Annotated in this window: 21 protein-coding genes and 1 pseudogene; 7 read left to right on the top strand and 15 right to left on the bottom strand. The window is 59.9% G+C overall.

Features of this window, described 5'->3' with window-relative positions; translation table 11 throughout:
- Positions 1 to 10: 10 nt before the first annotated feature.
- The 9 genes from ACZRJ6_RS02230 to arcD (ACZRJ6_RS02190) all read right to left on the bottom strand — a co-directional run bounded on the left by ACZRJ6_RS02230 (position 11) and on the right by arcD (ACZRJ6_RS02190) (position 12,670).
- Complete coding sequence (locus tag ACZRJ6_RS02230; RefSeq protein WP_463966903.1) at positions 11 to 1,387, bottom strand: L-serine ammonia-lyase; 1,377 nt, start codon at positions 1,385 to 1,387, stop codon at positions 11 to 13.
- A 147-nt stretch (positions 1,388 to 1,534) separates the two neighbouring features.
- The gene (gene gcvP / locus ACZRJ6_RS02225) at positions 1,535 to 4,384 is read right to left on the bottom strand and encodes an aminomethyl-transferring glycine dehydrogenase (RefSeq protein ID WP_463966902.1); all 2,850 of its coding nucleotides are present in this window, start codon (positions 4,382 to 4,384) and stop codon (positions 1,535 to 1,537) included.
- Between the two features lie 10 nt (positions 4,385 to 4,394).
- Complete coding sequence (gene gcvH / locus ACZRJ6_RS02220; protein ID WP_463966901.1) at positions 4,395 to 4,778, bottom strand: glycine cleavage system protein GcvH; 384 nt, start codon at positions 4,776 to 4,778, stop codon at positions 4,395 to 4,397.
- 786 nt (positions 4,779 to 5,564) lie between these two features.
- Positions 5,565 to 7,073, bottom strand: coding sequence for a sigma-54-dependent transcriptional regulator (locus ACZRJ6_RS02215; RefSeq protein WP_133099551.1), 1,509 nt, complete (start codon positions 7,071 to 7,073; stop codon positions 5,565 to 5,567).
- A 251-nt stretch (positions 7,074 to 7,324) separates the two neighbouring features.
- Complete coding sequence (locus tag ACZRJ6_RS02210; RefSeq protein WP_133099550.1) at positions 7,325 to 7,687, bottom strand: DUF5064 family protein; 363 nt, start codon at positions 7,685 to 7,687, stop codon at positions 7,325 to 7,327.
- Positions 7,688 to 7,749: 62 nt separating this feature from the next.
- Positions 7,750 to 8,679 carry a carbamate kinase gene (gene arcC / locus ACZRJ6_RS02205; RefSeq protein WP_463966900.1) on the bottom strand — a complete coding sequence of 310 codons (930 nt, stop codon included), beginning with the start codon at positions 8,677 to 8,679 and terminating at the stop codon, positions 7,750 to 7,752.
- A gap of 193 nt (positions 8,680 to 8,872) precedes the next feature.
- Positions 8,873 to 9,883 carry an ornithine carbamoyltransferase gene (locus ACZRJ6_RS02200; RefSeq protein ID WP_463966899.1) on the bottom strand — a complete coding sequence of 337 codons (1,011 nt, stop codon included), beginning with the start codon at positions 9,881 to 9,883 and terminating at the stop codon, positions 8,873 to 8,875.
- A 68-nt stretch (positions 9,884 to 9,951) separates the two neighbouring features.
- On the bottom strand, positions 9,952 to 11,208 hold the full coding sequence (gene arcA / locus ACZRJ6_RS02195) for an arginine deiminase (protein ID WP_463966898.1): 1,257 nt from the start codon (positions 11,206 to 11,208) through the stop codon (positions 9,952 to 9,954).
- Positions 11,209 to 11,242: 34 nt separating this feature from the next.
- Positions 11,243 to 12,670 (bottom strand): arginine-ornithine antiporter, encoded by a 1,428-nt coding sequence (gene arcD / locus ACZRJ6_RS02190; protein ID WP_463966897.1) that lies wholly within the window; start codon positions 12,668 to 12,670, stop codon positions 11,243 to 11,245.
- Between the two features lie 450 nt (positions 12,671 to 13,120).
- Between arcD (ACZRJ6_RS02190) and arcD (ACZRJ6_RS02185) the strand changes: the two genes are divergently transcribed.
- The gene (gene arcD, locus ACZRJ6_RS02185) at positions 13,121 to 14,548 is read left to right on the top strand and encodes an arginine-ornithine antiporter (protein ID WP_463966896.1); all 1,428 of its coding nucleotides are present in this window, start codon (positions 13,121 to 13,123) and stop codon (positions 14,546 to 14,548) included.
- Positions 14,549 to 14,715: 167 nt separating this feature from the next.
- On the opposite strand, the gene ACZRJ6_RS02180 is transcribed toward arcD (ACZRJ6_RS02185), so the two are convergent.
- From ACZRJ6_RS02180 to ACZRJ6_RS02155, 6 genes are all read right to left on the bottom strand, one after another.
- A complete protein-coding gene (locus ACZRJ6_RS02180) occupies positions 14,716 to 16,059 on the bottom strand; it encodes a sensor histidine kinase (protein WP_463966895.1) in 1,344 nt (447 codons plus the stop codon).
- Positions 16,060 to 16,125: 66 nt separating this feature from the next.
- Complete coding sequence (locus ACZRJ6_RS02175) at positions 16,126 to 16,590, bottom strand: LTXXQ domain protein (RefSeq protein WP_463966894.1); 465 nt, start codon at positions 16,588 to 16,590, stop codon at positions 16,126 to 16,128.
- A gap of 147 nt (positions 16,591 to 16,737) precedes the next feature.
- Positions 16,738 to 17,415: a response regulator transcription factor gene (locus ACZRJ6_RS02170; protein ID WP_463966893.1), complete on the bottom strand. Its 678-nt coding sequence runs from the start codon at positions 17,413 to 17,415 to the stop codon at positions 16,738 to 16,740.
- A gap of 7 nt (positions 17,416 to 17,422) precedes the next feature.
- Positions 17,423 to 17,845 (bottom strand): SH3 domain-containing protein, encoded by a 423-nt coding sequence (locus ACZRJ6_RS02165; protein ID WP_463966892.1) that lies wholly within the window; start codon positions 17,843 to 17,845, stop codon positions 17,423 to 17,425.
- A 105-nt stretch (positions 17,846 to 17,950) separates the two neighbouring features.
- Entirely contained in the window at positions 17,951 to 18,250 is a 300-nt protein-coding gene (locus ACZRJ6_RS02160) for a YciI family protein (RefSeq protein ID WP_133099539.1), read from the bottom strand.
- A gap of 1 nt (position 18,251) precedes the next feature.
- Positions 18,252 to 18,848: a septation protein A gene (locus ACZRJ6_RS02155; protein ID WP_463966891.1), complete on the bottom strand. Its 597-nt coding sequence runs from the start codon at positions 18,846 to 18,848 to the stop codon at positions 18,252 to 18,254.
- Between the two features lie 87 nt (positions 18,849 to 18,935).
- Between ACZRJ6_RS02155 and ACZRJ6_RS02150 the strand changes: the two genes are divergently transcribed.
- The 6 genes and pseudogenes from ACZRJ6_RS02150 (at position 18,936) to rluB (ending at position 23,708) form a co-directional block, all read left to right on the top strand.
- Complete coding sequence (locus ACZRJ6_RS02150; RefSeq protein WP_149412004.1) at positions 18,936 to 19,799, top strand: PHP domain-containing protein; 864 nt, start codon at positions 18,936 to 18,938, stop codon at positions 19,797 to 19,799.
- 13 nt (positions 19,800 to 19,812) lie between these two features.
- A complete protein-coding gene (locus ACZRJ6_RS02145; protein WP_053257721.1) occupies positions 19,813 to 20,442 on the top strand; it encodes an L-threonylcarbamoyladenylate synthase in 630 nt (209 codons plus the stop codon).
- Positions 20,443 to 20,562: 120 nt separating this feature from the next.
- Positions 20,563 to 21,261, top strand: a complete 699-nt coding sequence (locus tag ACZRJ6_RS02140) for a segregation and condensation protein A (protein ID WP_177410104.1) — start codon at positions 20,563 to 20,565, stop codon at positions 21,259 to 21,261.
- A 12-nt stretch (positions 21,262 to 21,273) separates the two neighbouring features.
- Positions 21,274 to 22,173, top strand: a complete 900-nt coding sequence (scpB, locus tag ACZRJ6_RS02135; RefSeq protein WP_463966890.1) for an SMC-Scp complex subunit ScpB — start codon at positions 21,274 to 21,276, stop codon at positions 22,171 to 22,173.
- Positions 22,161 to 22,283, top strand: a pseudogene (locus tag ACZRJ6_RS02130) (outer membrane lipoprotein carrier protein LolA); the annotation flags it as partial. The gene scpB and the pseudogene ACZRJ6_RS02130, both read left to right, overlap by 13 nt.
- 177 nt (positions 22,284 to 22,460) lie before the next feature.
- Positions 22,461 to 23,708 carry a 23S rRNA pseudouridine(2605) synthase RluB gene (gene rluB / locus ACZRJ6_RS02125; RefSeq protein WP_463966889.1) on the top strand — a complete coding sequence of 416 codons (1,248 nt, stop codon included), beginning with the start codon at positions 22,461 to 22,463 and terminating at the stop codon, positions 23,706 to 23,708.
- Positions 23,709 to 23,784: the final 76 nt, after the last annotated feature.

The following is a 23,784-nucleotide window of genomic DNA, read 5'->3' as shown; positions in this document are numbered from 1 at the left end:
CTTGAGAGCGTCAGCACTCGATAATGTTGACTGCCAAACCGCCACGGGCGGTTTCCTTGTATTTGCTTTTCATGTCGGCGCCGGTCTGGCGCATGGTGCGGATGACCTTGTCCAGCGAGACGAAGTGTTGCCCGTCGCCGCGCAGGGCCATGCGCACCGCATTGATGGCCTTGACCGAGCCCATGGCGTTGCGCTCGATACAGGGCACCTGCACCAGCCCGCCGATGGGGTCGCAGGTCAGGCCTAGGTTGTGTTCCATGCCGATTTCGGCAGCGTTTTCCACCTGGGAAACCGTACCGCCCAACACCTCGCACAAGGCGCCGGCGGCCATGGAGCAGGCGACGCCCACTTCACCCTGGCAACCGACTTCAGCGCCGGAGATCGAGGCATTTTCTTTATAGAGGATGCCAATGGCGGCGGCGGTGAGCAGAAAGCGCACCACGCCGTCTTCGCTGGCACCGGGGATAAAACGCATGTAGTAGTGCAACACCGCCGGCACAATCCCGGCCGCACCGTTGGTGGGCGCGGTTACTACGCGCCCGCCATTGGCGTTTTCTTCGTTGACCGCCAGGGCGTAGAGGTTGACCCAGTCCAGCACCGACAGCGGATCACGCAGCGCCGACTCCGGGTGCTTGCACAACTGGCGATGCAGCGCCGCCGCCCGCCGCTTGACCTTGAGACCACCGGGCAGAATCCCTTCGTTGCGACAGCCCGCGTCCACACAGTCCTGCATTACCTGCCAGATCTTCAGCAAGCCGCTGCGGGTCTCTGCTTCCGGGCGCCAGGCACTTTCGTTGGTCAGCATCACCTGGCTGATGGACAGCCCATAGGTGGCGCAATGGCCAAGCAAGTCCTTGGCACTTTTGAAGGGAAAGGTCAGGGGGGTGGCGTCCTCGACAATCCGGTCGGCGCCGGCCGCGTCTTCATCCACCACAAACCCGCCGCCGACCGAGTAGTACTCGCGGCTGCGAACTTGCAGGCCCGCCTCATCGAAGGCACGAAAGATCATGCCGTTGGGGTGATAGGCCAGGGGTTTGCGAATCATCGCCAGGTGTTCTTTCTCGTTGAACGCAATGCTGTGTTCGCCGAGCAGGTTCAAGCGCCCGTTGCTGCGGATTTCCTGCAAGCGTGCAGCAACGGTTTCAGTGTCCACGGTGTCCGGGTGTTCGCCTTCCAGGCCCAGCAACACGGCCTTGTCGCTGCCGTGGCCTTTACCGGTGGCGCCAAGCGAGCCGTAGAGTTCGACCTTGACGCGGGTGGTCGCACTCAACAGGTTGTCACGTCGCAAGCCCTCGACGAAGCGCGCTGCAGCACGCATCGGGCCGACGGTGTGGGAACTGGAGGGGCCGATGCCAATTTTGAACAGGTCGAACACGCTTAAAGACATGGTTGTTCTCCGGTTTCTTGTTATTGGGTACCGCTTTTCTGTAGGAGCGAGCTTGCTCGCGAAGAACTGATAGGCACCGCGTTCATTCAGGATGATCGCGGCGCTCTCAGGTTTTTCGCGAGCAAGCTCGCTCCTACAGGTTCACGGTCAGGCGTAGCTTTCGATCGACGGGCACGCACACACCAAGTTGCGATCGCCAAACACGTTGTCGACCCGGCCAACCGGCGGCCAGTACTTGCCTTCGATCAACGACGCTACCGGGTACACCGCTTGTTCGCGGCTGTAGGGATGCGTCCATTCGCCCACCAGTTCGGCGGCGGTGTGCGGGGCGTTTTTCAGCGGGTTATCGTCCTTGTCCAGCGAGCCATTTTCCACTGCGCGGATTTCTTCGCGGATGCGGATCATGGCGTCGCAGAAGCGGTCCAGTTCTTCCTTGGATTCGCTTTCGGTCGGTTCGATCATCAAGGTGCCGGCCACCGGGAACGACATGGTTGGTGCATGGAAACCAAAGTCGATCAAACGCTTGGCCACGTCATCGACGCTGATGCCGCTGCTGTCTTTCAACGGGCGCAGATCCAGGATGCATTCGTGGGCCACCAGGCCGTTGCTGCCGGTGTAGAGCACGGGGTAGTGCTCTTCCAGGCGACGGGAAATGTAGTTGGCATTGAGGATCGCCAACTGCGACGCGCGCTTGAGGCCGGCGCCGCCCATCATGCTGATGTACATCCAGGTGATCGGCAGGATGCTTGCGCTGCCGAACGGTGCCGCGCAGACCGCGCCTTCCTTGCGTTCCAGGGCGCCGTGCCCCGGCAGGAACGGTGTCAGGTGCGACTTCACGCCAATCGGGCCAACGCCTGGGCCGCCACCGCCGTGAGGGATGCAGAAGGTCTTGTGCAGGTTCAGGTGGGACACGTCGCCGCCGAACTTGCCTGGTGCGCAGAGGCCGACCATGGCGTTCATGTTGGCGCCATCGATGTACACCTGGCCGCCGTTGTCATGAATGATCTCGCAGATTTCGCGGATGCCTTCTTCAAACACGCCGTGGGTCGACGGGTAGGTGATCATCAGCGCAGCGAGGTGTTCGCGGTGCTCGATGGCCTTGGCCCGCAGGTCTTCGATGTCGACGTTACCGCGTGCATCGCAAGCGGTGACCACAACACGCATGCCCGCCATGTTGGCGGTGGCCGGGTTGGTGCCGTGGGCTGACGAAGGGATCAGGCAGATGTCGCGGCGTTCTTCGCCACGGCTCTGGTGATAGGCACGAATGGCCAGCAGGCCTGCGTACTCGCCCTGGGAACCGGCGTTCGGTTGCAGGGAGATGGCGTCGTAACCGGTGGCCGCGCAAAGCATGGCTTCCAGTTCGTCAGTCAGCTGTTGGTAGCCGGCGCTTTGCGAGGCCGGGGCGAACGGGTGCAGGGCACCGAATTCGGCCCAGGTCACCGGGATCATTTCGCTGGCGGCGTTGAGTTTCATGGTGCAGGAGCCCAGCGGGATCATGGTGCGATCCAGTGCCAGGTCCTTGTCGGCGAGCTTGCGCAGGTAGCGCATCAGCTCGGTTTCCGAGTGGTAACGGTTGAACACCGGGTGGCTGAGGATTGGCGACTGGCGCAGCAGCGCGGCCGGCAGGGTGCTGTCAACGCTGGTGGCCAATGCGGCGAAGTCCGGCAGTGTTTTACCGTTTGCGAACACATTCCACAGGGTTTCGATATCAGCCTGAAGGGTGGTTTCGTCCACCGACAGGCCCAGGCGTTCGCCATCAACCACGCGCAGGTTGATGCGCTGGGCACGGGCCTTGTCGTGCAGGGCGGCGGTGTTGGCGCCGGTGGCCAGGGTCAGGGTGTCGAAGAAGTTGGCTTGCTCAACCTTGAGGCCCAACGCGGTCAAGCCTTTGGCGAGGATCGCGGTCAGGTGATGAATGCGGTTGGCGATTTGGGTCAGGCCTTTAGGGCCGTGATACACCGCGTACATGCTGGCGATGTTGGCCAACAGCACCTGGGCGGTGCAGATGTTGCTGGTGGCTTTCTCGCGACGGATATGTTGCTCGCGGGTCTGCATGGCCAGGCGCAGGGCCGGCTTGCCGAAACGGTCGACGGAGACGCCCACCAGGCGGCCCGGCATGTCGCGTTTGAACGCATCCTTGGTGGAGAAATACGCCGCGTGCGGGCCACCAAAGCCCAGCGGTACGCCGAAACGTTGCGCGCTGCCGATAGCCACGTCGGCATCGAACTCGCCCGGCGGGGTCAGCAGGGTCAGGGCCAGCAGGTCAGCGGCTACGGCCACCAGCGCATTGGCGGCGTGGAAGCGTTCGGTCAGTTCGCGGTAGTCGAACACGTCACCGTTGCTGGCTGGGTATTGCAGCAGCGCACCGAAGAAGGCGCTGACGTCGGTCAGTTCGCGCTCGTCGCCCACCACCACGTCAATGCCCAACGGCTCGGCACGGGTGCGCAACACGTCGAGGGTTTGCGGGTGGCTATGGATGGACGCAAAGAAGGCGTGGCTGCCCTTGTTCTTGCTCAGGCGTTTGCAGAAGGTCATGGCTTCGGCAGCGGCGGTGGCTTCATCGAGCAGGGAAGCGTTGGCGATCGGCAGGCCAGTGAGGTCGCTGATCAGGGTCTGGAAATTCAGCAGCGCTTCCAGGCGGCCCTGGGAAATCTCCGGCTGGTACGGGGTGTAGGCGGTGTACCAGGCCGGGTTTTCCAGCAGGTTGCGCAGGATCGGCGACGGCGTGTGGCAGTTGTAGTAGCCCTGACCGATGTAGGTCTTGAACAGTTGGTTTTTGCTGGCGATGGCCTTGATCGAAGCCAGGGCATCGGCTTCGCTCAGTCCGTCTTCCAGGCCCAGCACGCTGGTGCCCTTGATGCTTTGCGGGATCACACTGGCGCTCAGGGCTTCCAGGGAATCAAAGCCCAGGCTGGCGAGCATCTGTTGCTCGTCTTCCTGGCGCGGGCCGATGTGGCGCGCGATGAATTCGTTGGCGGTGCTCAATTGAATGGTCATGACGCGCTCCTCAGGCTTCGGCATTGGCTTTGATCAGGCGGTCGTATGTATCTTGATCCAACAGTTTAGCCACCGCATCGGCATCGGTCGGTTTAAAGCGGAAGAACCAGCCTTCGCCCATCGGGTCTTCGTTGACCAACTCGGGGCTGGCGTCCAGCTTGTCGTTCACTTCGAGGACTTCTCCGTCCAGGGGCATGTACACACCGCTGGCCGCCTTGACCGATTCCACGGTGGAGGCTTCTGCACCTTTGTCGTAGGCCTGCAATTCAGGTAGTTGCACGAAAACCACATCACCCAGCGCGTTCTGCGCGAAAGCGGTAATACCTACGGTAACGCTGCCGTCGGCTTCGGCGCGCAGCCATTCGTGATCTTCAGTAAAGCGCAACTCGCTCATGGAAACTCCTCAGGGCCAGATTCGTCTGGTGGACGGGATTGTAATAATGAGGAGTTACTTAGCAAAATCGCGGCCAATGTTTTTTAGTTGTTATAAATCAATTGGTTATTTGATTTCTGTGGGAATGGTTGATTTGTGGGTGTAGCGATATCGCTACGGTTGAGAGGGTGAAAAAAAGGCTATGAGGATCAAAGCCTTGCATGGAGACGGCTGAGGATGCGTGTAGTGATATCGTTACGCTGTAGCGTTTTCAGTACGGGCCGAGGTCGGTTTTAGGCACTTGACTGGGCGTGAGGTGGTTGACGGTTCTGAGCGAGCTTACTCGCGAAGAACCAGAGGGCGCCGCGGTGATTCAGGAAACCAGCGTCATCGTTAACGACCATCGTCGGAACGCCGCCCGGAGCAAGCTCGCTCCTACAGTGGGCAGTGGGCAGTAGATCCGCTCTTGCTTCTCACCACTCAGGTCGGCTACCAGGCCGCCGTGCTTTTGCTTTTGATCTAAGGCGCCCCGTTAACCACGATGGCTGAACGCAGGCATTGATCCGTGGGTAAACCGGCAGGACGCCGGTTTAGCCGCGCTGGGCCAAGGATGGCCCATCGCGGCGGCCCACGGAGCAATGCCGGAGTGAACATGCCGAGCCGCAGCGAGGCACCGAGTGGTGGGGCAAGAGCCCTTTTGGTTACTTTTGGCTGGGCCGGCATTCCGGGCTCTTTTCCAAAAGTGACACGCCGTAAGGGCGTAACCCCAAGCCGCCATAACCGCAGCAACGGATATGCACCCAACTTTCAGACCTTCGTAGGAATCCCGTACTTGCGCAAGCGATGAGCGATGGCCGTATGCGAAGTCTGCAACCGACTCGCCAACTGCCGCGTCGACGGATAACTGGCATACAGCTTCTCCAGCAGCGAACGCTCAAAGTCCTCCACCGCCTGCTCCAGGCTGTCGACTTCACCATCACTCTGACGCGCCACCGAAGTCCCGGCGATATCCAGATCACCAATATCCACCAAGCTGCTTTCACAAATAGCCGCAGCCCGAAAAATCACATTCTGCAGTTGCCGCACATTCCCAGGCCAACGATTCCCCAGCAACGCCGGATAAGTGCCCGGCGCCAGACGACAGACCGGACGCTGGATCTGCGCACAGGCCTGCTGCATGAAATAGCGTGCCAACAGCAAAATATCCTGGCCTCGTTCGCGCAGGGGCGGCACTTCGACGTTGAGCACATTCAGCCGGTAGAACAAGTCCTCACGGAAAGTCCCCTCGCTGACCATCTTTTCCAGATCGCGGTGGGTGGCGCTGAGGATGCGCACATTGACCTTTACTTCACGGTCGCCGCCCACCCGGCGAAAGCTGCCGTCATTGAGAAAACGCAGCAGCTTGGCCTGCAAATACGGCGACATCTCGCCGATCTCATCCAGAAATACCGTGCCCTGGTTGGCCAACTCCATCAGCCCCGGCTTGCCGCCGCGTTGGGCGCCGGTAAAGGCACCGGGGGCGTAGCCGAACAGTTCGCTCTCGGCCAGGTTTTCCGGCAGCGCCGCGCAGTTCAGCGCCAGGAACGGCGCGCTGTGACGGGCGCTGATCGCGTGACAGGCTCGGGCTACCAACTCCTTGCCGGTGCCGGTTTCGCCCTGGATCAACAACGGTGCATCCAGAGCCGCTACCCGCTGTGCCCGCGCCTTGAGGGTGCGGATCGCCGGGGATTCGCCCAGCAGCGCATCGAAGCCTTCGGCGTGATCGTGATGCAGCGCCGACAAGCGTTCGCCGATGCGGTTGGGTTGGTACAGGGTCAGCAGGGCACCGGCGTCGGTGATTGGCGTGGCGTCCAGCAACAGGGTCTGGCCGTTGACGCTGATTTCCCGCAAGGGCAGGCGAAAGCCCTGCTCCAGCAGGGTGTCCAGCAGCGCCGTGTCGTCAAACAGCTCGGCGATGCTTTCCCCGGCGGGCTCGCGGCCGTAGAGGGCGATCAGCGCCGGGTTGGCCAGCAACACCTTGCCGGCACTGTCCAGGGCCAGCACCGGATCGGTCATGGCCGCCAGCAGGGCGTCGAGTTGCAGGTGCCGGCGTTGGCCTGGGAGGATGTCCACCACGGTGACGGCTTGCACGCCGTGGACGCTGAACAAGGCATCACGCAACTCTTCCAATACCTCGGCGCTCAGGGTCGGGGCGTCGATATAGACGTTGGGCGGAACCATTTCCACTGCGTCCAGGTTGAGATTGCGCCCACCGAGCAAGGCCAGGACTTCCTGGGTAATGCCGACGCGGTCGATGAAGCTGACGTGGATACGCATGGGGGCTAACGGTTCTGGACTGCGGAGGATGGCCAGTATGCCTTGGCGCGGGGCCGAGGTGAAATTTGCCGTCTGTGGCGAGGGGGCTGATGGTTCCTACGCTCTGCGTGGGAATGCCGCTTTGGACGCTCTGCGTCCTGGGCTCGATGCAGGGTCAAGTCTTGTGCACTGGCGACGCGGAGAGCGTCACGGGATGCGTTCCCACGTGGAATGAACGTGGGGACGATCAACCAGGTCAGGTGTTCGGTGAGTTATTCGAGGTGTTCGAGCTTCACCGGATCTCCCGGCTTCACATCCAGTTGGTGGCGTACGTCTTCAAACATCTGGTCGTACTGCTTGTGCATGGAGCCGTTCAACACTGCAATCTTCGGCATGCCGTACTTCTGCGTAATATTCATCGCCTGCCGGGCAAAGTCGAAGGCCTGGTCCTTGGGCAGGAAGAATTCCTCCTTGAGGTCCTTGCCTTGCACCGAACCATGCATCTTGAACAACATCCCCTTGCCTTCCTTGGGGTCCTGGCTGACTTCATAGTCGATGCACAGGTTGTAGCTGTAGTCGTCCTTGTTCAGCGCGTGGCGTTCGATATGCAAGTGACCGGGTTCAAACGTGGCCATGAGGCGTCTCTCCTTTACAAGGCATTGGAGAAGGGCGGGTCTGAAACCCGCCCTAGGTGCATTTATAGGTAAGTGATGCCAGGTTTTGCCGTGCTGATACGGGTGCCGGCGGTGCCCTGGACGATGGATTCGATGTCCGAGAGCGAGCCGATCACTGCGGTTTTGCCAGTGTTGCGGGCGAACTCGCAGGCAGCCTGAACCTTAGGGCCCATGGAGCCGGAGGCGAAGCCGAGTTTTTCCAATTCGTCGGGATGGACGTGGCTGATGGCTTTCTGAGTCGGTTTGCCGAAGTCGATAAATGTTGCACTGACGTCGGTGGCGATCACCAGCAAGTCGGCGTTCAGTTGCTCAGCCAGCAAGGAGGAACACAGGTCCTTGTCGATTACCGCTTCCACACCCTTGAGCTTACCGTCTTCGCCGTACATGGTCGGAATCCCGCCGCCGCCAGCGCAAATCACGATGCTGCCTTTTTCCAGCAGCCACTTGATCGGGCGGATCTCAAAGATACGCTTTGGTTTTGGACTGGCCACCACACGGCGGAACTTGTCGCCATCTGGAGCAATAGCCCAACCCTTTTCAGCTGCGAGTTTTTCCGCTTCGGCCTTGGAGTAGACCGGGCCGATAGGCTTGGTAGGGTTCTGGAACGCAGGGTCTTTGGGATCGACTTCGACCTGGGTGAGCAGGGTGGCGAAGGGTACGTCGGCGTGCAGCAAGTTGCCCAGTTCCTGTTCGATCATGTAACCGATCATGCCTTCAGTTTCGGCACCAAGCACATCCAGCGGGTAAGGGCTGACGGAGGTATAGGCTGCCGCTTGCAGCGACAACAGGCCGACTTGTGGGCCATTGCCGTGGGCCACCACCAGTTCGTTACCCGGCGCGATGCGGGCGATCTGTTCGGTGGCGATGCGGATATTGGCACGTTGATTGTCTGCGGTCATGGGTTCACCACGACGCAGGAGAGCGTTACCGCCCAGTGCAACGACGATGCGCATAGAGGCTGTCCTTCTAAAATTCAGTGGGGTATTTGATCGTTCCAACGCTCTGCGTGGGAATGCATCCTGTGCCGCTCCGCGTCACCATCGCGCAAGGCTTGAGCCCGGCGTGGTCAGTTGGACGCGGAGCGTCCGGAGCGGTATTCCCACGCTCTGCGTGGGAACGATCAGTCAGTAAGAGCCGTATCGGGGTTTAGATATCCGCCAACGCGGACACCAGAATCGCCTTGATGGTATGCATGCGGTTTTCCGCTTGCTCAAAGGCGATGTTGGCGGGCGACTCAAACACTTCTTCGGTCACTTCCACGCCACCGGCCAGGTTCGGATAACGGGCGGCGATGTCCTTGCCGACCTTGGTTTCGTTGTTATGGAAGGCTGGCAGGCAGTGCATGAACTTCACGCGTGGGTTGCCCGAGGCTTTCATCATCTTGGCGTTGACTTGGTACGGCAGCAGTTGCTCGATGCGCTCGTCCCACGCTTCCACTGGTTCGCCCATGGAAACCCAGATATCGGTGTGGATGAAGTCCACGCCTTTGACGGCTTCTACAGGGTCTTCAGTGATGGTGACGCGGGCGCCGCTTTCTTTAGCGAACGCTTTGCACTGGTCGATAAACTCTTGGGTTGGCCACAGCGCTTTTGGCGCGCCGATGCGCACGTCCATGCCCAGTTTGGCGCCGATCATCAGCAACGAGTTGCCCATGTTGTAGCGTGCGTCGCCCAGGTAGGCGTAGCTGATTTCATGCAGCGGCTTGTCGCTGTGCTCGCGCATGGTCAGGGTGTCGGCGATCATTTGCGTCGGGTGGAATTCAGCGGTCAGGCCGTTGAACACCGGTACGCCAGCGAACTTGGCCAGCTCTTCGACGATTTCCTGCTCAAAGCCACGGTACTCGATGGCGTCGAACATGCGGCCGAGTACGCGGGCGGTGTCTTTCATGCTTTCTTTGTGGCCGATCTGCGACGACATCGGGTCGATGTAGGTGACGTGAGCACCTTGGTCGTGGGCCGCAACTTCGAAGGCGCAACGGGTGCGAGTCGAGGTTTTTTCGAAGATCAGTGCGATGTTTTTGCCTTGCAGGTGCGGACGCTCAGTGCCGGTGTACTTGGCGCGTTTGAGGTCGCGTGACAGGTCCAGCAGGTAGTTCAGCTCGCGAGTAGTGTGGTGCATCAGCGAGAGCAGGCTGCGATTGCGCATATTGAAAGCCATGGTGGATCTCCTTCTGTTTAGGTTATCCCCTGACCGACGCTTTGTGAGCGGCGGCCAAGGCTTAAAAATTAATAGTCGATTGGGTCACGAACGATTGGGCAGGTCATGCAGTGGCCGCCGCCGCGACCCCGACCCAGTTCACCGGCGCTGATGGTGATGACTTCCACGCCAGCCTTGCGCAGCAGGGTGTTGGTGTAGGTGTTGCGGTCGTAACCGATCACCACGCCTGGCTCCAGGGCGACAACATTGTTGCCGTCATCCCACTGCTCGCGTTCGGCGGCGAAGCTGTTGCCGCCGGTTTCAACGATGCGCAGGGCTTTCAGGTTCAGTGCGTCGGCCACGGTGTCGAGGAAGCTTGCGTCTTCACGGCGAATGTCGATGCCGCCTTGCTTGCTTTCATCAGGGCGCAGGGTGAAGGCGACGATCTGGCTGACCACTTCCGGGAAGATGGTGACCAAGTCGTGGTCGCAGAAGCTGAACACGGTGTCCAGGTGCATGGCGGCGCGAGATTTTGGCAGACCGGCGACGATCACGCGTTCCACTACCTTGTTCTTGAACAGGTTCAGCGCCAGTTGGCCGATGGCCTGGCGGGACGTGCGTTCGCCCATGCCGATCAACACCACACCGTTGCCGATTGGCATCACGTCGCCGCCTTCAAGCGTTGCGTTGCCGTGTTCCAGGTCCGGGTCGCCGTACCAGATCTGGAAGTCGGCGTTGGTGAACTCAGGGTGGAATTTGTAGATAGCGCTGGTCAGCAAGGTTTCTTGGCGTCGCGCCGGCCAGTACATTGGGTTGAGCGTCACGCCGCCGTAGATCCAGCAGGTATTGTCGCGGGTAAACTGGGTGTTCGGCAGCGGTGGCAGGATGAAGCTCGAGTGGCCGAGGAATTCGCGGAACATCTCGATGGTTTTGCCACCGAAGCTGTCGGGCAGATCATCGGCCGAGACGCCACCGATGAGGTACTCGGCGATCTTGCGCGGCTCCAGGCTGCGCAGCCACGAACTGACTTCATTGACCAGGCCGACGCCGACCATGTTGGAGGTGACCTTGCGTTCCAGAATCCAGTCCAGGGCTTCGGGAATGGCGACGATCTCGGTCAGCATGTTGTGCATTTCCAGCACATGTACATCCCGTTCGCGCATCTTGTTGACGAAATCGAAATGGTCACGCTTGGCCTGGGCAACCCAGAGCACGTCATCGAACAGCAGATCATCGCAGTTATTTGGGGTTAGCCGCTGGTGGGCCAAACCTGGGGAACACACCATAACTTTACGCAGTTTGCCGGCTTCGGAATGTACGCCGAACTTAACTTTTTCAGTGGTCATTACAGATCCTCCAGTAAAAGAAATCTAACTTGTGTTACAGAGTCAGGAAACCGTCGTAGAGCCCATAAGCTGCCACCAGGGCGCCGATGACGACTATGACGAAAATCAACTTTTCAATAGTGGTGAAAACTTGTTTGCCCAGTTCACGTTTGGCCTTGGCGAACAGGATCGCGCCAGGGGCGTAGAGCAGGGCGGACAGCAGCAGGTACTTGGTGCCGCCGGCGTACAGCAGCCAGATCGCGTAGATCAGTGCGACAGCGCCGATAAACAGGTCCTTCTTGCGTTGGGCCAGGGCGTTCTCGTAGGTCTCGCCGCGCACTGCCAGCAGCACCGCATAGGCCGCCGACCACAGGTAAGGCACCAGGATCATCGAGGTGGCGAGGTAGATCAGCGACAGGTAAGTGCTGGCGGAGAACAGCGTGATTATCAGGAAAACCTGCACCATGGCGTTGGTCAGCCACAGGGCGTTGACCGGCACATGGTTGGCGTTTTCCTTACGCAGGAACTCCGGCATGGTGTGGTCCTTGGCGGCGGCGAACATGATCTCCGCACACAGCAGCACCCACGACAGCAACGCTCCCAGCAGCGAGATGATCAAGCCGACGCTGATCAGAACCGCGCCCCAATGCCCGACCACGTGCTCCAGCACAGCGGCCATCGATGGGTTTTGCAGCTTGGCCAATTCCGGTTGGGTCATGATCCCCAGGGACAGCACGTTCACCAACATCAGGAACAGCAGCACGGTGATAAAGCCGATTACGGTAGCCTTGCCCACATCGGAGCGTTTCTCGGCACGGGACGAGAAGATGCTCGCGCCTTCGATACCGATAAATACCCAGACGGTGACCAGCATCATGTTACGCACCTGGTTCATCACGCTGCCCAGGTCCGGGTTCTTGATGCCCCAGATGTCGGCGGTGAAGATGTCCAGTTTGAAGGCAAATATCGCGATCAGTACGAACAGTACCAGCGGCACGATCTTGGCAACGGTGGTCACCAGGTTAATGAACGCCGCTTCCTTGATGCCACGCAGTACCAGGAAATGCACGGCCCACAGCAGCACCGAAGCGCCGATCACCGCCGCCGGGGTATTGCCTTCACCGAAGATGGGAAAGAAGTAACCGAGGGTGCTGAACAGCAGTACGAAGTAGCCGACGTTACCCAGCCAAGCGCTGATCCAGTAACCCCATGCGGACGAGAAACCCAGGTAGTCGCCAAAGCCAGCCTTGGCGTAGGCGTAGACGCCGCCGTCAAGGTCCGGCTTGCGATTGGCCAACGTTTGAAAAACGAAGGCCAGGGTCAGCATTCCGATGGCGGTAATAAGCCAGCCAATCAACACAGCGCCAACATCGGCACTGGCGGCCATATTTTGCGGTAGTGAAAAGATTCCGCCACCAATCATTGAACCCACAACAAGAGCAACCAGTGCACCTAATCGTAGTTTTCCGGGAGATTCAGACATTGCATAACTCCAATGCAGGAGAAGAGAGACCACAGAATAAGTCCGTGCGCTAGGCAAGCAGCTGACTCAGATCACTTAATTGACACATTCCATTGTGGATTAATGACTTATGATGAAAAATAGTACGGGCGCTAGAATGCCTCGGGGAGGTGCTCTTCAGAGCCGTTCTCCGCTGCAAGGAGCGGATTACCAAGGGCTTGGAGGTTTGAAACTAGCCCTTTTTTCAAGATGTGCAAACTATTTCAGTGAGGTTTTCCAAATAGCCTTCAGTCGAAAAAGTTCAACCTTTATTGAAAATCTAAATTTGCCTAACCACTATTTATTGACATGCATTTAAGTTATTAAGCGTTCGGCTTTATTGGCTATATCTAATAAACGTTGATCTCGCTCAATAAATTTACTGAATGCACAGTTGTTGGCTCGATCATTATTTTTTTCTCAGGAGCATCCATGTCGCAACCGGCACAAAAACTACGACTAGGCGCGTTGATTGCCTTAGTGGTGGGTTCGATGATCGGCGGCGGGATTTTCTCCTTGCCGCAGAACATGGCGGCACGGGCGGAAGTCGGTGCGGTACTGATCGGCTGGGCAATCACCGCCGTGGGCATGCTGACCCTGGCCTTTGTCTTCCAGACCCTCGCCAACCGTCAGCCCCATCTGGATTCCGGGGTCTATGCCTACGCCAAGGCCGGCTTTGGCGATTACATAGGTTTCTCGTCCGCCTGGGGTTATTGGATCAGTGCGTGGATGGGCAACGTTGGTTACTTCGTGCTGCTGTTCAGCACCCTGGGCTACTTTTTCCCGGTGTTCGGCCAGGGCAATACGCCAGTGGCCATCGGCTGTGCCTCGCTGTTGCTGTGGGCCGTGCATTTCCTGGTACTGCGTGGCATCAAGGAGGCCGCGTTCATCAACCTGATCACCACCGTGGCGAAGATCGTGCCGCTGCTGATGTTTATCGTCATCGCCGCCGTGGGGTTCAAGGCCGAGATCTTCACCCGCGACATCTGGGGCCTGAGCAACCCGAGTCTTGGCAGCGTCGTCGACCAAGTGCGCAACATGATGCTGGTCACCGTGTTTGTGTTTATCGGTATTGAGGGCGCCAGTGTCTACTCGGCGCGGGCCGAGAAACGTTCGGACGTCGGTCGGGCCACGGTGATCGGCTTTTTCGGGGTGTTGGTGCTGCTGGTATTGGTCAACCTGTTGTCCCTGGGGATCATGAACCAGCCGGAACTGGCCAGTTTGCAGAACCCGTCCCTGGCCGGTGTGCTGGAGCATATCGTCGGCCCGTGGGGTGCGCTATTGATCAGCATAGGCCTGGCGGTTTCCCTGCTTGGAGCGTTGCTTTCCTGGGCCTTGCTCTGCGCGGAAATCCTCTATGCCACCGCCCATGACAAGACGATGCCGGCGTTCCTGAAACAGGAAAACGCCAACCATGTGCCGGTCAATGCACTGTGGCTGACTAACGTGATGATCCAGATATTCCTGGTGATCACCCTGTTTTCCGAAAGCACCTACACCACCCTGATTTACCTGGCTTCGTCGATGATCTTGGTACCGTATTTGTGGTCGGCAGCCTATTCGGTGCTGCTCAGTACTCGTGGCGAAACCTACGAAGGTGCCCATGGCGAGCGGGTCAAGGACCTGCTGATCGGCTTGATCGCCCTGGGCTATGCGGTGTGGCTGCTCTACGCCGGCGGCTTGAAGTACTTGCTGTTGTCGGCGCTGCTGTATGCGCCGGGGGTGATTTTGTTCGCCCAGGCCAAGCGAGAGCAGGGTGAGCCCTTGTTTACCCATGTGGAAAAAGGCATTTTCGTCTGTGTGATTGCCGGCGCGAGCCTGGCCGCGTATGGGCTGTACAGCGGGGTGTTGTCGCTGTGAAGGTGTAGTTGGCTTATTGGCCCGGGCCTGGCGGCCGCTCAGGCATATGCGGCGCAGCATTTGTGGGCCTCGTTGAGCGGGGGCTGTGAGGACCTTATCGCGGGCAAGCCCGGCTCCCACATTCGACCGAGTTGTCCAGGCGTGCTCGGTCAAAATGTGGGAGCCACCTAGGGCTGTACGGCAACCCCCGGCACCAGCGGCAAATCCAGGTTGGCGATAAAACCGCCCTCGGGATGATTGGCCAGGATCAGGTTGCCACCGTGGCGCTCGGCAGCGCGGCGGGCGATGGCAAGTCCCAGGCCGTGGCCCTGGGCGGTTTGCCCTGGCGCACGGTAGAACGGTTCGCCCAACTGGCTCAGGTATTTGGCCTCAACCCCCGGCCCATGGTCGCGCACACTGATCACAATGCGCTCGCCCTGGCGTTGGGCCTGCATTTCAATCGGCCGGCCGGCCGGGTTGAAGCGCTGGGCATTGCGCAGCAGGTTGTCCAGCGCCCGTTCGATCATGGTCGGCCAGCCCTTGAGTTCCAGGTTTGCTTCAACGTCGAGCTGTACCTGCTGATCGGGAGCTCCCAGTTGGGCGTCTTTTTGCAGGGTCTTGAGCAGCAGGTTGAGGTCGATGTCTTCTGCGCTGGCGTTGTCGGCATCGACCCGGGCCAGTACCAGGATCTCGCTGATCAAGGCTTCGAGACGGTCGCACTCGCGGGTCAGTCGCGGCCAGAGTTTCTCCCGTGCTTCGGGAGTGGCCCTCTCAGCCAAAGCCAGGGCGATACGCAGGCGCGCCAGGGGTGAACGAAGTTCATGGGACACGTCCCGAAGCAACTGGCGTTGGCTGCCGATCAGGCTTTGCAGGCGGGCGCCCATGCGGTTGAAGTCGGTGGCTAGAACACCGAATTCATCTCGACGGTTGGCCAATTTCGCCAGGCTGTTTTGCTGGTAGGTGGCCTGGCCCAGGTCGTGGACCGCACCTCGCAGGCGGCTCAGCGGGCGGGTAATGGACAGCGTCACCAGCAGGCTGAACAGGGTCAACACCACCAAGGCAATCGCTAATGCGCTCAGGGGCCAGAGCAGGCTGCTGCGGTGCCAGGCGTCGAGTTCCGGGTGTGGGATGCGGTAGATCAGTAAGTAGGTGTCGCCGGTTTTCGCACTGGTGTACTCCGCCGTCAGGCGGCGCCAGGGCAGGTGACCCTCCTGGCTGTCATTCTGTCGTGCTTCAAAGGCGGCGGCCCGACGCGGGAAAGTGCCGCGTACCACCGGTTCGCCGCTTTCGTTAAGCACTTGCACGTCAATGTGGTACTGGCGCTTGCGCTGTTGCAGCATGTCCTGGGCGGCGTTCTCGCCCTGGGATTCGTAGAGCTGGGTCCACTCTTCGGCCAGATTATTGAGGCCGGGGTGACGGCTGAGAATCCAGGCGTCCTGGTTGAGCATGTGCCCAAGCAGGATCGACAACCCGGCAACCAGGGCGATGGCCAGCCAGAAGCTGGCAAGGATGCGCCAGAACAATGAACGCACAGGAAACCCTCAAACAGGAAAAGCCCAGCGGCACGGGCCACTGAGCTGGGAGGTGGAGCTAACTCATTATTGCGCTTTTTGCGGTTGTTGCGCTTTCCAGGCCTGGAATTCCTTCCACTCGGCGCGGCGCTCGGTTTGCTTCTTGACGATCTCGTCGAATGTCTTCTGTTGATCGGGTTTGAGCACGGCGCGGATCTCGGTCTGGGTTTTCTGCTTGGCGGCAGCCATGTCGTCTTTCATGGCTTTCTGGTCAGCGGCCGGGAGTTTGTCCAGGTACTTCTTGACCAGTTGCTGGCGACCTTCACGCTGTTCGCCCATCAATTTGCCGATCTGCTGGCGCTGTTCATGGGTTAAATCAAGCTGGCTGAAGGGACCGCCTTTGCCGCGCATACCGTGTTCGCCGCCGTGGCCCGGGCCGCCCATCGTGTGGCCTTCAGGACCGCCCATCGGGCCTGGACCTTCTGGCATGGCTGCCAGGGCAACGGTAGGCAGGGCTGCAGCGAACATCAGAGCGATAAGGGTCTTGCGCATGGTGTTTCTCCTTGTCTCGATTCCGGTGAGTCCGGATGTGAGTAGATTAAGGAGATCAAGGTCAGCGGCGGTCAGGGGAGGGTAAAGCTTGGGTAAAGACGATTTAGGTGGGCGCTGACAAAACTCTGTGCAGAGGCTGCCGCAGGCTTAGATACTGTAGTAGTAGCCGCGGCTGCGCAGCGCAACAATCCGTGGCCGGCCGTCAGGGTGCGGGCCGATCTTCTTGCGCAGGTTGCTGACGTGCATGTCCAGGCTGCGGTCGTACAGGGTCAGCTTGCGACCCAGGGCGATTTGCGCCAGTTCCTGCTTGTCCAGGGGGGCGCCGGGCTGGCGCATCAAGGCTTCCAGCAGGCGGCTTTCGGAGACGGTGAGGGTGAATTCCTGTTCGTCGATGGTGACCACGCCGCGCACCGGGCTGAAACACAGGTCGCCCAATTCCAGCTGCGTCGACACGGCTGTCGGGTGGCTGCGGCGCAACACGGCGCGCAGGCGCGCGGTCAGCTCGCGCGGGTCGCAGGGCTTGGCCAGGTAATCGTCGGCGCCCAGTTCCAGGCCAAGAATCCGGTCCAGGGGTTCGCCACGGGCCGACAGCATCAGAACCGGCAGCTCCGGGTGGTCACTGCGCAGTTGCTTGAGCAATTCCAGGCCACTGCCGTCTGGCAGCATCACATCGAGCACCACGGCAGCGGGAGCAGCTTGGGCCAAGGCCTTGCGTGCGCTCAAACCGTCATGGCAGGCGCGCACCTGGAAACCTTCCTGGCTCAACCAACTGGTCAGCAGCTCACAGAGCTCCTGGTCATCATCTATCAGTAACAGCTCGCTCATGACTCACTCAATTTAGCCATTGTCGACGACGCCGATGCCCGCCACTGGCGAAGATACCGCACAGCAGGGCGATCAGCGCTACTCCTGCACCTGTAACGAACCATTGCTGCTGCTCGGTGAGCCAGCGCGGCAGAGCGCCGGACTGTGCTTCCTTGAGCTGTTGGGCCAGGCGCTGGTTGTCCTGGCGCAGTCGACTCAACTGAGCACTTTCCCGGGCCGCGTCGGCACCTTTCAATTCAGTGCCTTGCAATTGCTTGCTCAGTTCTTCACGCAGCCGTTCGCTTTCTTTCAAGCGTTGCTGCAACTCGGTGATCTGGCTGCCGGCACTCAAGGACAGGGGCGTAGAACTGCCGGTGTTCGAGGTTTCTTCAGCGTGGGCCGTAGCCCCGATCATTAACACTGCCAACAGACACAACTGACGTAAGCGCATCGGAACTCCTGATTCCACACGAATATTCAGAACGTTGTCGGCAGGTTGCCGAGAATAATGAGCGATTAGGAGTGCGCCGAACCCAATAGGTTCAGCGCAACGCAATCAAGGCAGGACTTGCTTGAACGGTTTGACCACTACATTGGCATACACGCCCGCCGCCACATACGGGTCAGCCTCGGCCCAGGCTTGTGCATCTGCCTGGGATGGGAACTCGGCCACGATCAGGCTGCCGCTGAACCCGGCATCTCCCGGATCATTGCTGTCGACGGCCGGATGAGGGCCGGCAAGCACCACGCGCCCTTCGGCTTGCAGCTGCTTGAGGCGCTCGACGTGGGCTGGGCGAGTGGCCAGGCGTTTCTCCAGCGAGTTGGCAACGTCGGTGGCAATGATGGCGTAGAGCATGTCAGTCCTCGGTTTTTGGCGTGGTAGGGTCAGTGTCATGCAGGTGACGGGACAGGTAGATGCCCTGGGCGACCAGGAACAGCACGGTCATGCCCAGGCTGCCGAACACCTTGAAGTCGACCCAGTAGTTCTGGAAGGTAAAGGCGACAAACAGGTTGGCCGCACCGCAGAACAGGAAAAAGACGACCCAGGCGATGTTCAGGCGGACCCAAATCGGCTCCGGCAAGCTCAGCGCGTGGCCCATGATCCGCTTGATCAGCAGGCGATCGCCGATGAAGTGGCTGCCAATAAAGGCCAGGGCGAACAGCCAGTTGACCACCGGGGCTTTCCACTTAAGGAAGGTTTCGCTGTGGAAGGCCAGGGTCAGGCTGCCGAAGACCAGGCAGGCGATCAGGGTCAGCCACTGGCTTTTTTCCAGCTTGCGCTGAGAGATGAAGATCGCACCGTAGACCACCAGGGAACTGATGATCAGCATCGCCGTGGCGCTGTAGATGCCACCAAACGACAGCTCATGTCCGCCGATATCGATGATCCGAGGGTCGAGTTTGTAAACGATGAAAAACAGCAACAGCGGGATGAAGTCGATGAATTGTTTCACAGTAAGAGCCAGAAGCTGGATGTGGCGGCATAATAACAAACATCCTTGGTAGCGAAAGCGCCAGCTGACTTGAGGTTACACACTTCCGTGAATGTTGATTTGCACTGCCACAGCACGGCCTCCGACGGTGCCCTGGCCCCCGCGGTACTGGTTGCACGTGCATTTGAAAAAGGCGTGCGAGTCTTGTCATTGACCGACCACGACACCCTCGAAGGCTTGGAAGAGGCCCGTACAGCGGCGAATGCCCTGGGGATGCAACTGGTCAACGGTGTTGAATTGTCCTGCACCTGGGGCGGCGCAACCATTCATGTATTGGGCTACGGTTTTGACGTAAATGCGCCGCCTTTGGTGGAGGCCATCGCCAAACTGCACGATGGTCGCTGGCTGCGGTCTGAAGAAATAAGCCGCAAACTGGCCCTCAAGGGCATGCCCAACGGCCTCGAAGGCGCCCGCGCCATCCAGCAGGAATTGGGCGACAGTGGCAACGCCCCGGCCCGTCCGCACTTTGCCGACTGGATGGTACGTGAAGGTTTTGTAAAGGATCGCGCCGAGGCGTTTCGCAAATGGCTGGGCGCGGGCAAACTGGGGGACGTCAAGCAACACTGGCCGACCCTCGAAGACACCGTCGCCACCCTGCGTGCCGCCGGAGCCTGGGTCAGCCTGGCACATCCCTGGCATTACGATTTCACCCGCAGCAAGCGCCGCAAGCTGATTGGCGACTATATTCAAGCGGGCGGCCACGCCATTGAAGTGGTCAACGGGCATCAACCTGCCGAACAGGTCGGCAGCCTGGCGATTCTTGCCCGCGAATTTGGTCTGCTGGTCAGCGCCGGCAGTGATTTCCATGGCCCTGGCGGCTGGTCCGAGATTGGCGAATACCGCCCACTCCCGGAAGATTTGCCGCCCCTTTGGTGTCGCTTCAAACATGACCCCATTATTGCCACCGTCTGAACAGGTAGAGAACGTGAGTCAATTTTTCCAGATTCATCCGGAAAACCCGCAAGCGCGCCTGATCAAACAGGCCGTGGAGATCATCCGTGCCGGTGGTGTGGTGATCTACCCCACCGATTCGTCCTACGCCATCGGCTGCCAGATCGGCGATAAAAGCGCGGTTGAGCGAGTAAGACGCTTGCGTGACCTGGACAAAAACCACAACTTCGCGCTGATTTGCAGTGACTTGTCGCAGTTGGGGCTGTTCGCCAAGGTCGACACCGGCACCTTCCGCCTGCTCAAAGCCCACACGCCGGGCCCTTACACGTTTATTCTCAACGCCACGCGGGAAGTGCCGCGCCTGTTGCTGCATCCCAAGAAACGCACCATCGGCCTACGGGTGCCGGAACATCCGATTGCCCTGGCGCTGCTGGCGGAGTTGGGCGAGCCGCTGATGAGCGTGTCGCTGATCCTGCCCGGCGAAACCGAGCCGTTGTACGACCCCTACGAAATGCGCCGGTTGCTGGAAAAACACGTCGACCTGATCATCGACGGCGGCTATGGCGGCAACAAGGCGTCTACCGTGATCAACCTGGCCGATGGCGAGCCTGAAGTGGTCCGCGTCGGTTGTGGCGATCCAACGCCGTTCATGGTCGAGGCCTGAATGTCGGCTGTGGAAACCGTCGACAGCCAGGCCGGCGCCCAGCAGGAGCTGCCATTCGCCATGGTCTACGGCCAGGCGGTCATGGAAATGCCGCTGGACCTGTACATCCCGCCGGACGCCCTGGAAGTTTTTCTTGAAGCCTTTGAAGGCCCGCTGGACTTGCTGCTGTACTTGATCCGCAAGCAGAACATCAACATCCTCGACATCCCGGTGGCGGAAATCACCCGCCAGTACATGGGCTATGTCGAGTTGATGCAGACGGTACGCCTGGAATTAGCCGCCGAGTACCTGGTGATGGCGGCCATGCTGGCGGAGATCAAGTCGCGCATGTTGCTGCCTCGTTCGGAAACCATCGAGGCGGAAGAAGATGACCCTCGCGCCGAACTGATCCGCCGCCTGCAGGAATACGAGCGTTTCAAGGCCGCCGCCGAAGGCATCGACGGCTTGAGCCGCGTTGGCCGCGACGTGGTGGTGCCCAAACTTGATGCTCCGGAGGCCCGCGCGCGCAAGCTGTTGCCGGACGTGAGCCTGGAAGAATTGCTGATGTCCATGGCCGAGGTGCTGCGCCGGGGCGACATGTTTGAAAGCCACCAGGTCAGCCGCGAAGCCTTATCCACCCGCGAGCGCATGAGTGATGTGCTGGAACGTCTCAAGGGCGGCGGTTTTGTACCGTTTGTCGAGCTGTTTACCAAGGAAGAGGGGCGCCTGGGGGTGGTAGTGACCTTTATGGCGATCCTCGAACTGGTCAAGGAATCCTTGGTTGAGCTGGTCCAGAATGAGCCTTTTGCGGCTATCCACGTGCGGGCGCGAGCCGAATAAAGAGCTGAATCGATGAATCTGACAGAACCCCGCGAACTGGCCCCGCTGCTGGAAGCCTTTCTCTTGGCCTCGGGTAAACCGCAATCGCTGGAGCGCTTGTTCGAACTGTTTGAAGAGGCCGAGCGCCCGGAACCGCCGGTGTTCAAGAAGGCCCTGGAGATCTTGCGCAAGTCCTGCGACGGAAGGGCTTTTGAGTTGCGGGAAGTGGCGTCGGGTTATCGCCTGCAAATTCGCGAGAAGTTTTCGCCGTGGGTTGGCCGCCTGTGGGAAGAGCGCCCGCAACGTTATTCACGGGCGATGCTGGAGACCATGGCGCTGATTGCTTACCGCCAGCCGATCACCCGGGGCGAGATCGAAGACGTGCGTGGCGTGGCGGTCAACAGCCATATCGTCAAGACGTTGCTGGAACGTGAGTGGATCAGGATCGTCGGTTACCGCGATGTGCCCGGCAAGCCGGCGATGTTTGCCACCACCAAAGTGTTTCTCGATCACTTCAACCTGAAAAATCTCGACGATTTGCCGCCGTTGGCCGAACTGCGGGAGATGGAACCGGACCCGGTCCTGGACTTCGACGACGCACCGGTGCCGGCAAGTTTGCAGGAACTGGCGGACGCCAGCGCCGAGCCGGAAGAGCCGAAGGACGAAACCAGTTTCCATACGCTGTTGCTGGAACTGGACGATATGGAGCAGGGCATCAAAACCGACTTCGACGATTTGCTGCGTGATGGCGCGGTGGGTGATGGTGAGTCTGGGCCAGAGCCTGAAGAAGACATCCTCGGCGTCGCCGAAGCCCGTGCGAAACTCCTGGCTGCCGTCGCGGCGCTCGAACAACCGCCACTGAGCGACGAAGAAGACGAAGCCCGCGCCCTGGCCGAAGCCATCGAAAACGAGCGACGCGAATTCGAAGACTAGCGCGGTGCCCTGTAGGAGCGAGCTTGCTCGCGAAGGTCGTGAACGATAACGCGGGAAATCAGATGCCCAACGGCGCCCTCAGGTTTTTCGCGAGCAAGCTCACTCCTACATAAAGGCACCACTGGTCGGCGCAATGCCGCGTGAGCCCCGACTTATCGACTAGTCTTTGATGCGCAACGTGTGCCTTACGCGTATGATTCGCGACCCTTTGGCGATGCGTTCGCCAGAAGCCCAGCTTTTACTATCTTCAGGCCAAGCCTGAATCGACACACCGGGAGGTGCTTAAGATGAGTGACCAAGACCAGAAAGACAGCCAGGAAATCGGCCCCGCAGGCGAAAAGCTGCAGAAAGTCCTCGCCCGTATCGGCGTCGGCTCGCGCCGCGACGTTGAAGCCTGGATCACCCAGAAGCGGATCAAGGTCAATGGCGTTGACGCCACCCTCGGTCAGCGGGTCGACCTGCACGACGCCATCAGCATCGATGGCAAGGTCATCAAGCGTGAAGAGGCCGCCGAATCGGTGCGCCGCGTCATCATGTACAACAAGCCCGATGGCGAAATCTGCACCCGTGACGACCCGGAAGGCCGCCCAACCGTATTCGACAAGATGCCGCGCCCTAAAGAAGGTCGCTGGATCAACATCGGTCGTCTCGACATCAACACCACGGGTCTGTTGATGTTCACCACCGACGGTGAACTGGCCAACCGCCTGATGCACCCGTCCTACGAAATGGACCGCGAATACGCGGTACGTGTTCGTGGCGAAGTCGATGACGACATGATCGCGCGCCTGAAAGCAGGCGTGGTGCTGGAAGATGGCCCGGCCAAGTTCACCGACATCAAGCAGGCTCCAGGCGGCGAAGGTTTCAACCATTGGTACCACTGCGTGGTGATGGAAGGTCGTAACCGTGAAGTACGTCGTCTGTGGGAATCCCAGGGCCTGGTGGTCAGCCGCCTGAAGCGCGTACGTTTCGGTCCGGTGTTCCTCAACTCCGACCTGCCGATGGGCCGCTGGCGCGAAATGAGCCAGTACGAAGTCGACATCCTCAGTGCCGAAGTGGGCCTGACGCCTGTGTCCATGCCGCAGATGAACGCCAAGAGCAAAGATAAGCTTGAACGCATGCAGCGCAAGTCGTCGCGTCCTGTGGCACGTACCGAGCGCGTTGCTCCTCGTGCCTTGCGCCCGGCATTGGATGCACCGGCGACTGGCGGTCGTATCTCCCGTGAGCCGCACATTGAAGGCGAGCGTCGTCCTTCGGCTCCTGCTCGTCAGGACGGCGAACGTGCTCCACGCACGCCGCGTCCGGCCGGCCGTGGTGACGCGCCAACTGGCGGTCGCGGCAATCGTGGCGAGCCTGGTCGTGGTGCGCCTGCGACGGATCGTTCGTCCGACAGCGCCAGCACCAAGCGCCCAGCCAAGCCCGCGCCGAAAAAGCGTCCGGGGCTGAAGTTGGTGGATGATGCGCCATCGGGCAAGCGTCGTGGTGCACCGGCCGGTTCCGGCCAGCGTCCAGGTTTTGGTCGCAAGAAGCCTTAAGGGCAGCTGCAAGCGTTAAGCTTCAAGCTGTAAGAAAAAAGCGCCAACTCTTGAGTTGGCGTTTTTTTTTGCTTGT

The sequence above is a fragment of the Pseudomonas sp. C321 genome, from assembly GCF_055407105.1.
This window is presented reverse-complemented; position numbering and strand designations above follow the sequence as displayed.

Coding starts and splice junctions, on each gene's coding strand:
- ACZRJ6_RS02230 (WP_463966903.1), bottom strand. CDS start 1,387: ATGTCTTTAAGCGTGTTCGACCTGTTCAAAATTGGCATCGGCCCCTCC.
- gcvP (WP_463966902.1), bottom strand. CDS start 4,384: ATGACCATTCAATTGAGCACCGCCAACGAATTCATCGCGCGCCACATC.
- gcvH (WP_463966901.1), bottom strand. CDS start 4,778: ATGAGCGAGTTGCGCTTTACTGAAGATCACGAATGGCTGCGCGCCGAA.
- ACZRJ6_RS02215 (WP_133099551.1), bottom strand. CDS start 7,073: ATGCGTATCCACGTCAGCTTCATCGACCGCGTCGGCATTACCCAGGAA.
- ACZRJ6_RS02210 (WP_133099550.1), bottom strand. CDS start 7,687: ATGGCCACGTTTGAACCCGGTCACTTGCATATCGAACGCCACGCGCTG.
- arcC (WP_463966900.1), bottom strand. CDS start 8,679: ATGCGCATCGTCGTTGCACTGGGCGGTAACGCTCTCCTGCGTCGTGGT.
- ACZRJ6_RS02200 (WP_463966899.1), bottom strand. CDS start 9,883: ATGGCTTTCAATATGCGCAATCGCAGCCTGCTCTCGCTGATGCACCAC.
- arcA (WP_463966898.1), bottom strand. CDS start 11,208: ATGACCACTGAAAAAGTTAAGTTCGGCGTACATTCCGAAGCCGGCAAA.
- arcD (WP_463966897.1), bottom strand. CDS start 12,670: ATGTCTGAATCTCCCGGAAAACTACGATTAGGTGCACTGGTTGCTCTT.
- arcD (WP_463966896.1), top strand. CDS start 13,121: ATGTCGCAACCGGCACAAAAACTACGACTAGGCGCGTTGATTGCCTTA.
- ACZRJ6_RS02175 (WP_463966894.1), bottom strand. CDS start 16,590: ATGCGCAAGACCCTTATCGCTCTGATGTTCGCTGCAGCCCTGCCTACC.
- ACZRJ6_RS02170 (WP_463966893.1), bottom strand. CDS start 17,415: ATGAGCGAGCTGTTACTGATAGATGATGACCAGGAGCTCTGTGAGCTG.
- ACZRJ6_RS02165 (WP_463966892.1), bottom strand. CDS start 17,845: ATGCGCTTACGTCAGTTGTGTCTGTTGGCAGTGTTAATGATCGGGGCT.
- ACZRJ6_RS02160 (WP_133099539.1), bottom strand. CDS start 18,250: ATGCTCTACGCCATCATTGCCACCGACGTTGCCAACTCGCTGGAGAAA.
- scpB (WP_463966890.1), top strand. CDS start 21,274: ATGAATCTGACAGAACCCCGCGAACTGGCCCCGCTGCTGGAAGCCTTT.
- rluB (WP_463966889.1), top strand. CDS start 22,461: ATGAGTGACCAAGACCAGAAAGACAGCCAGGAAATCGGCCCCGCAGGC.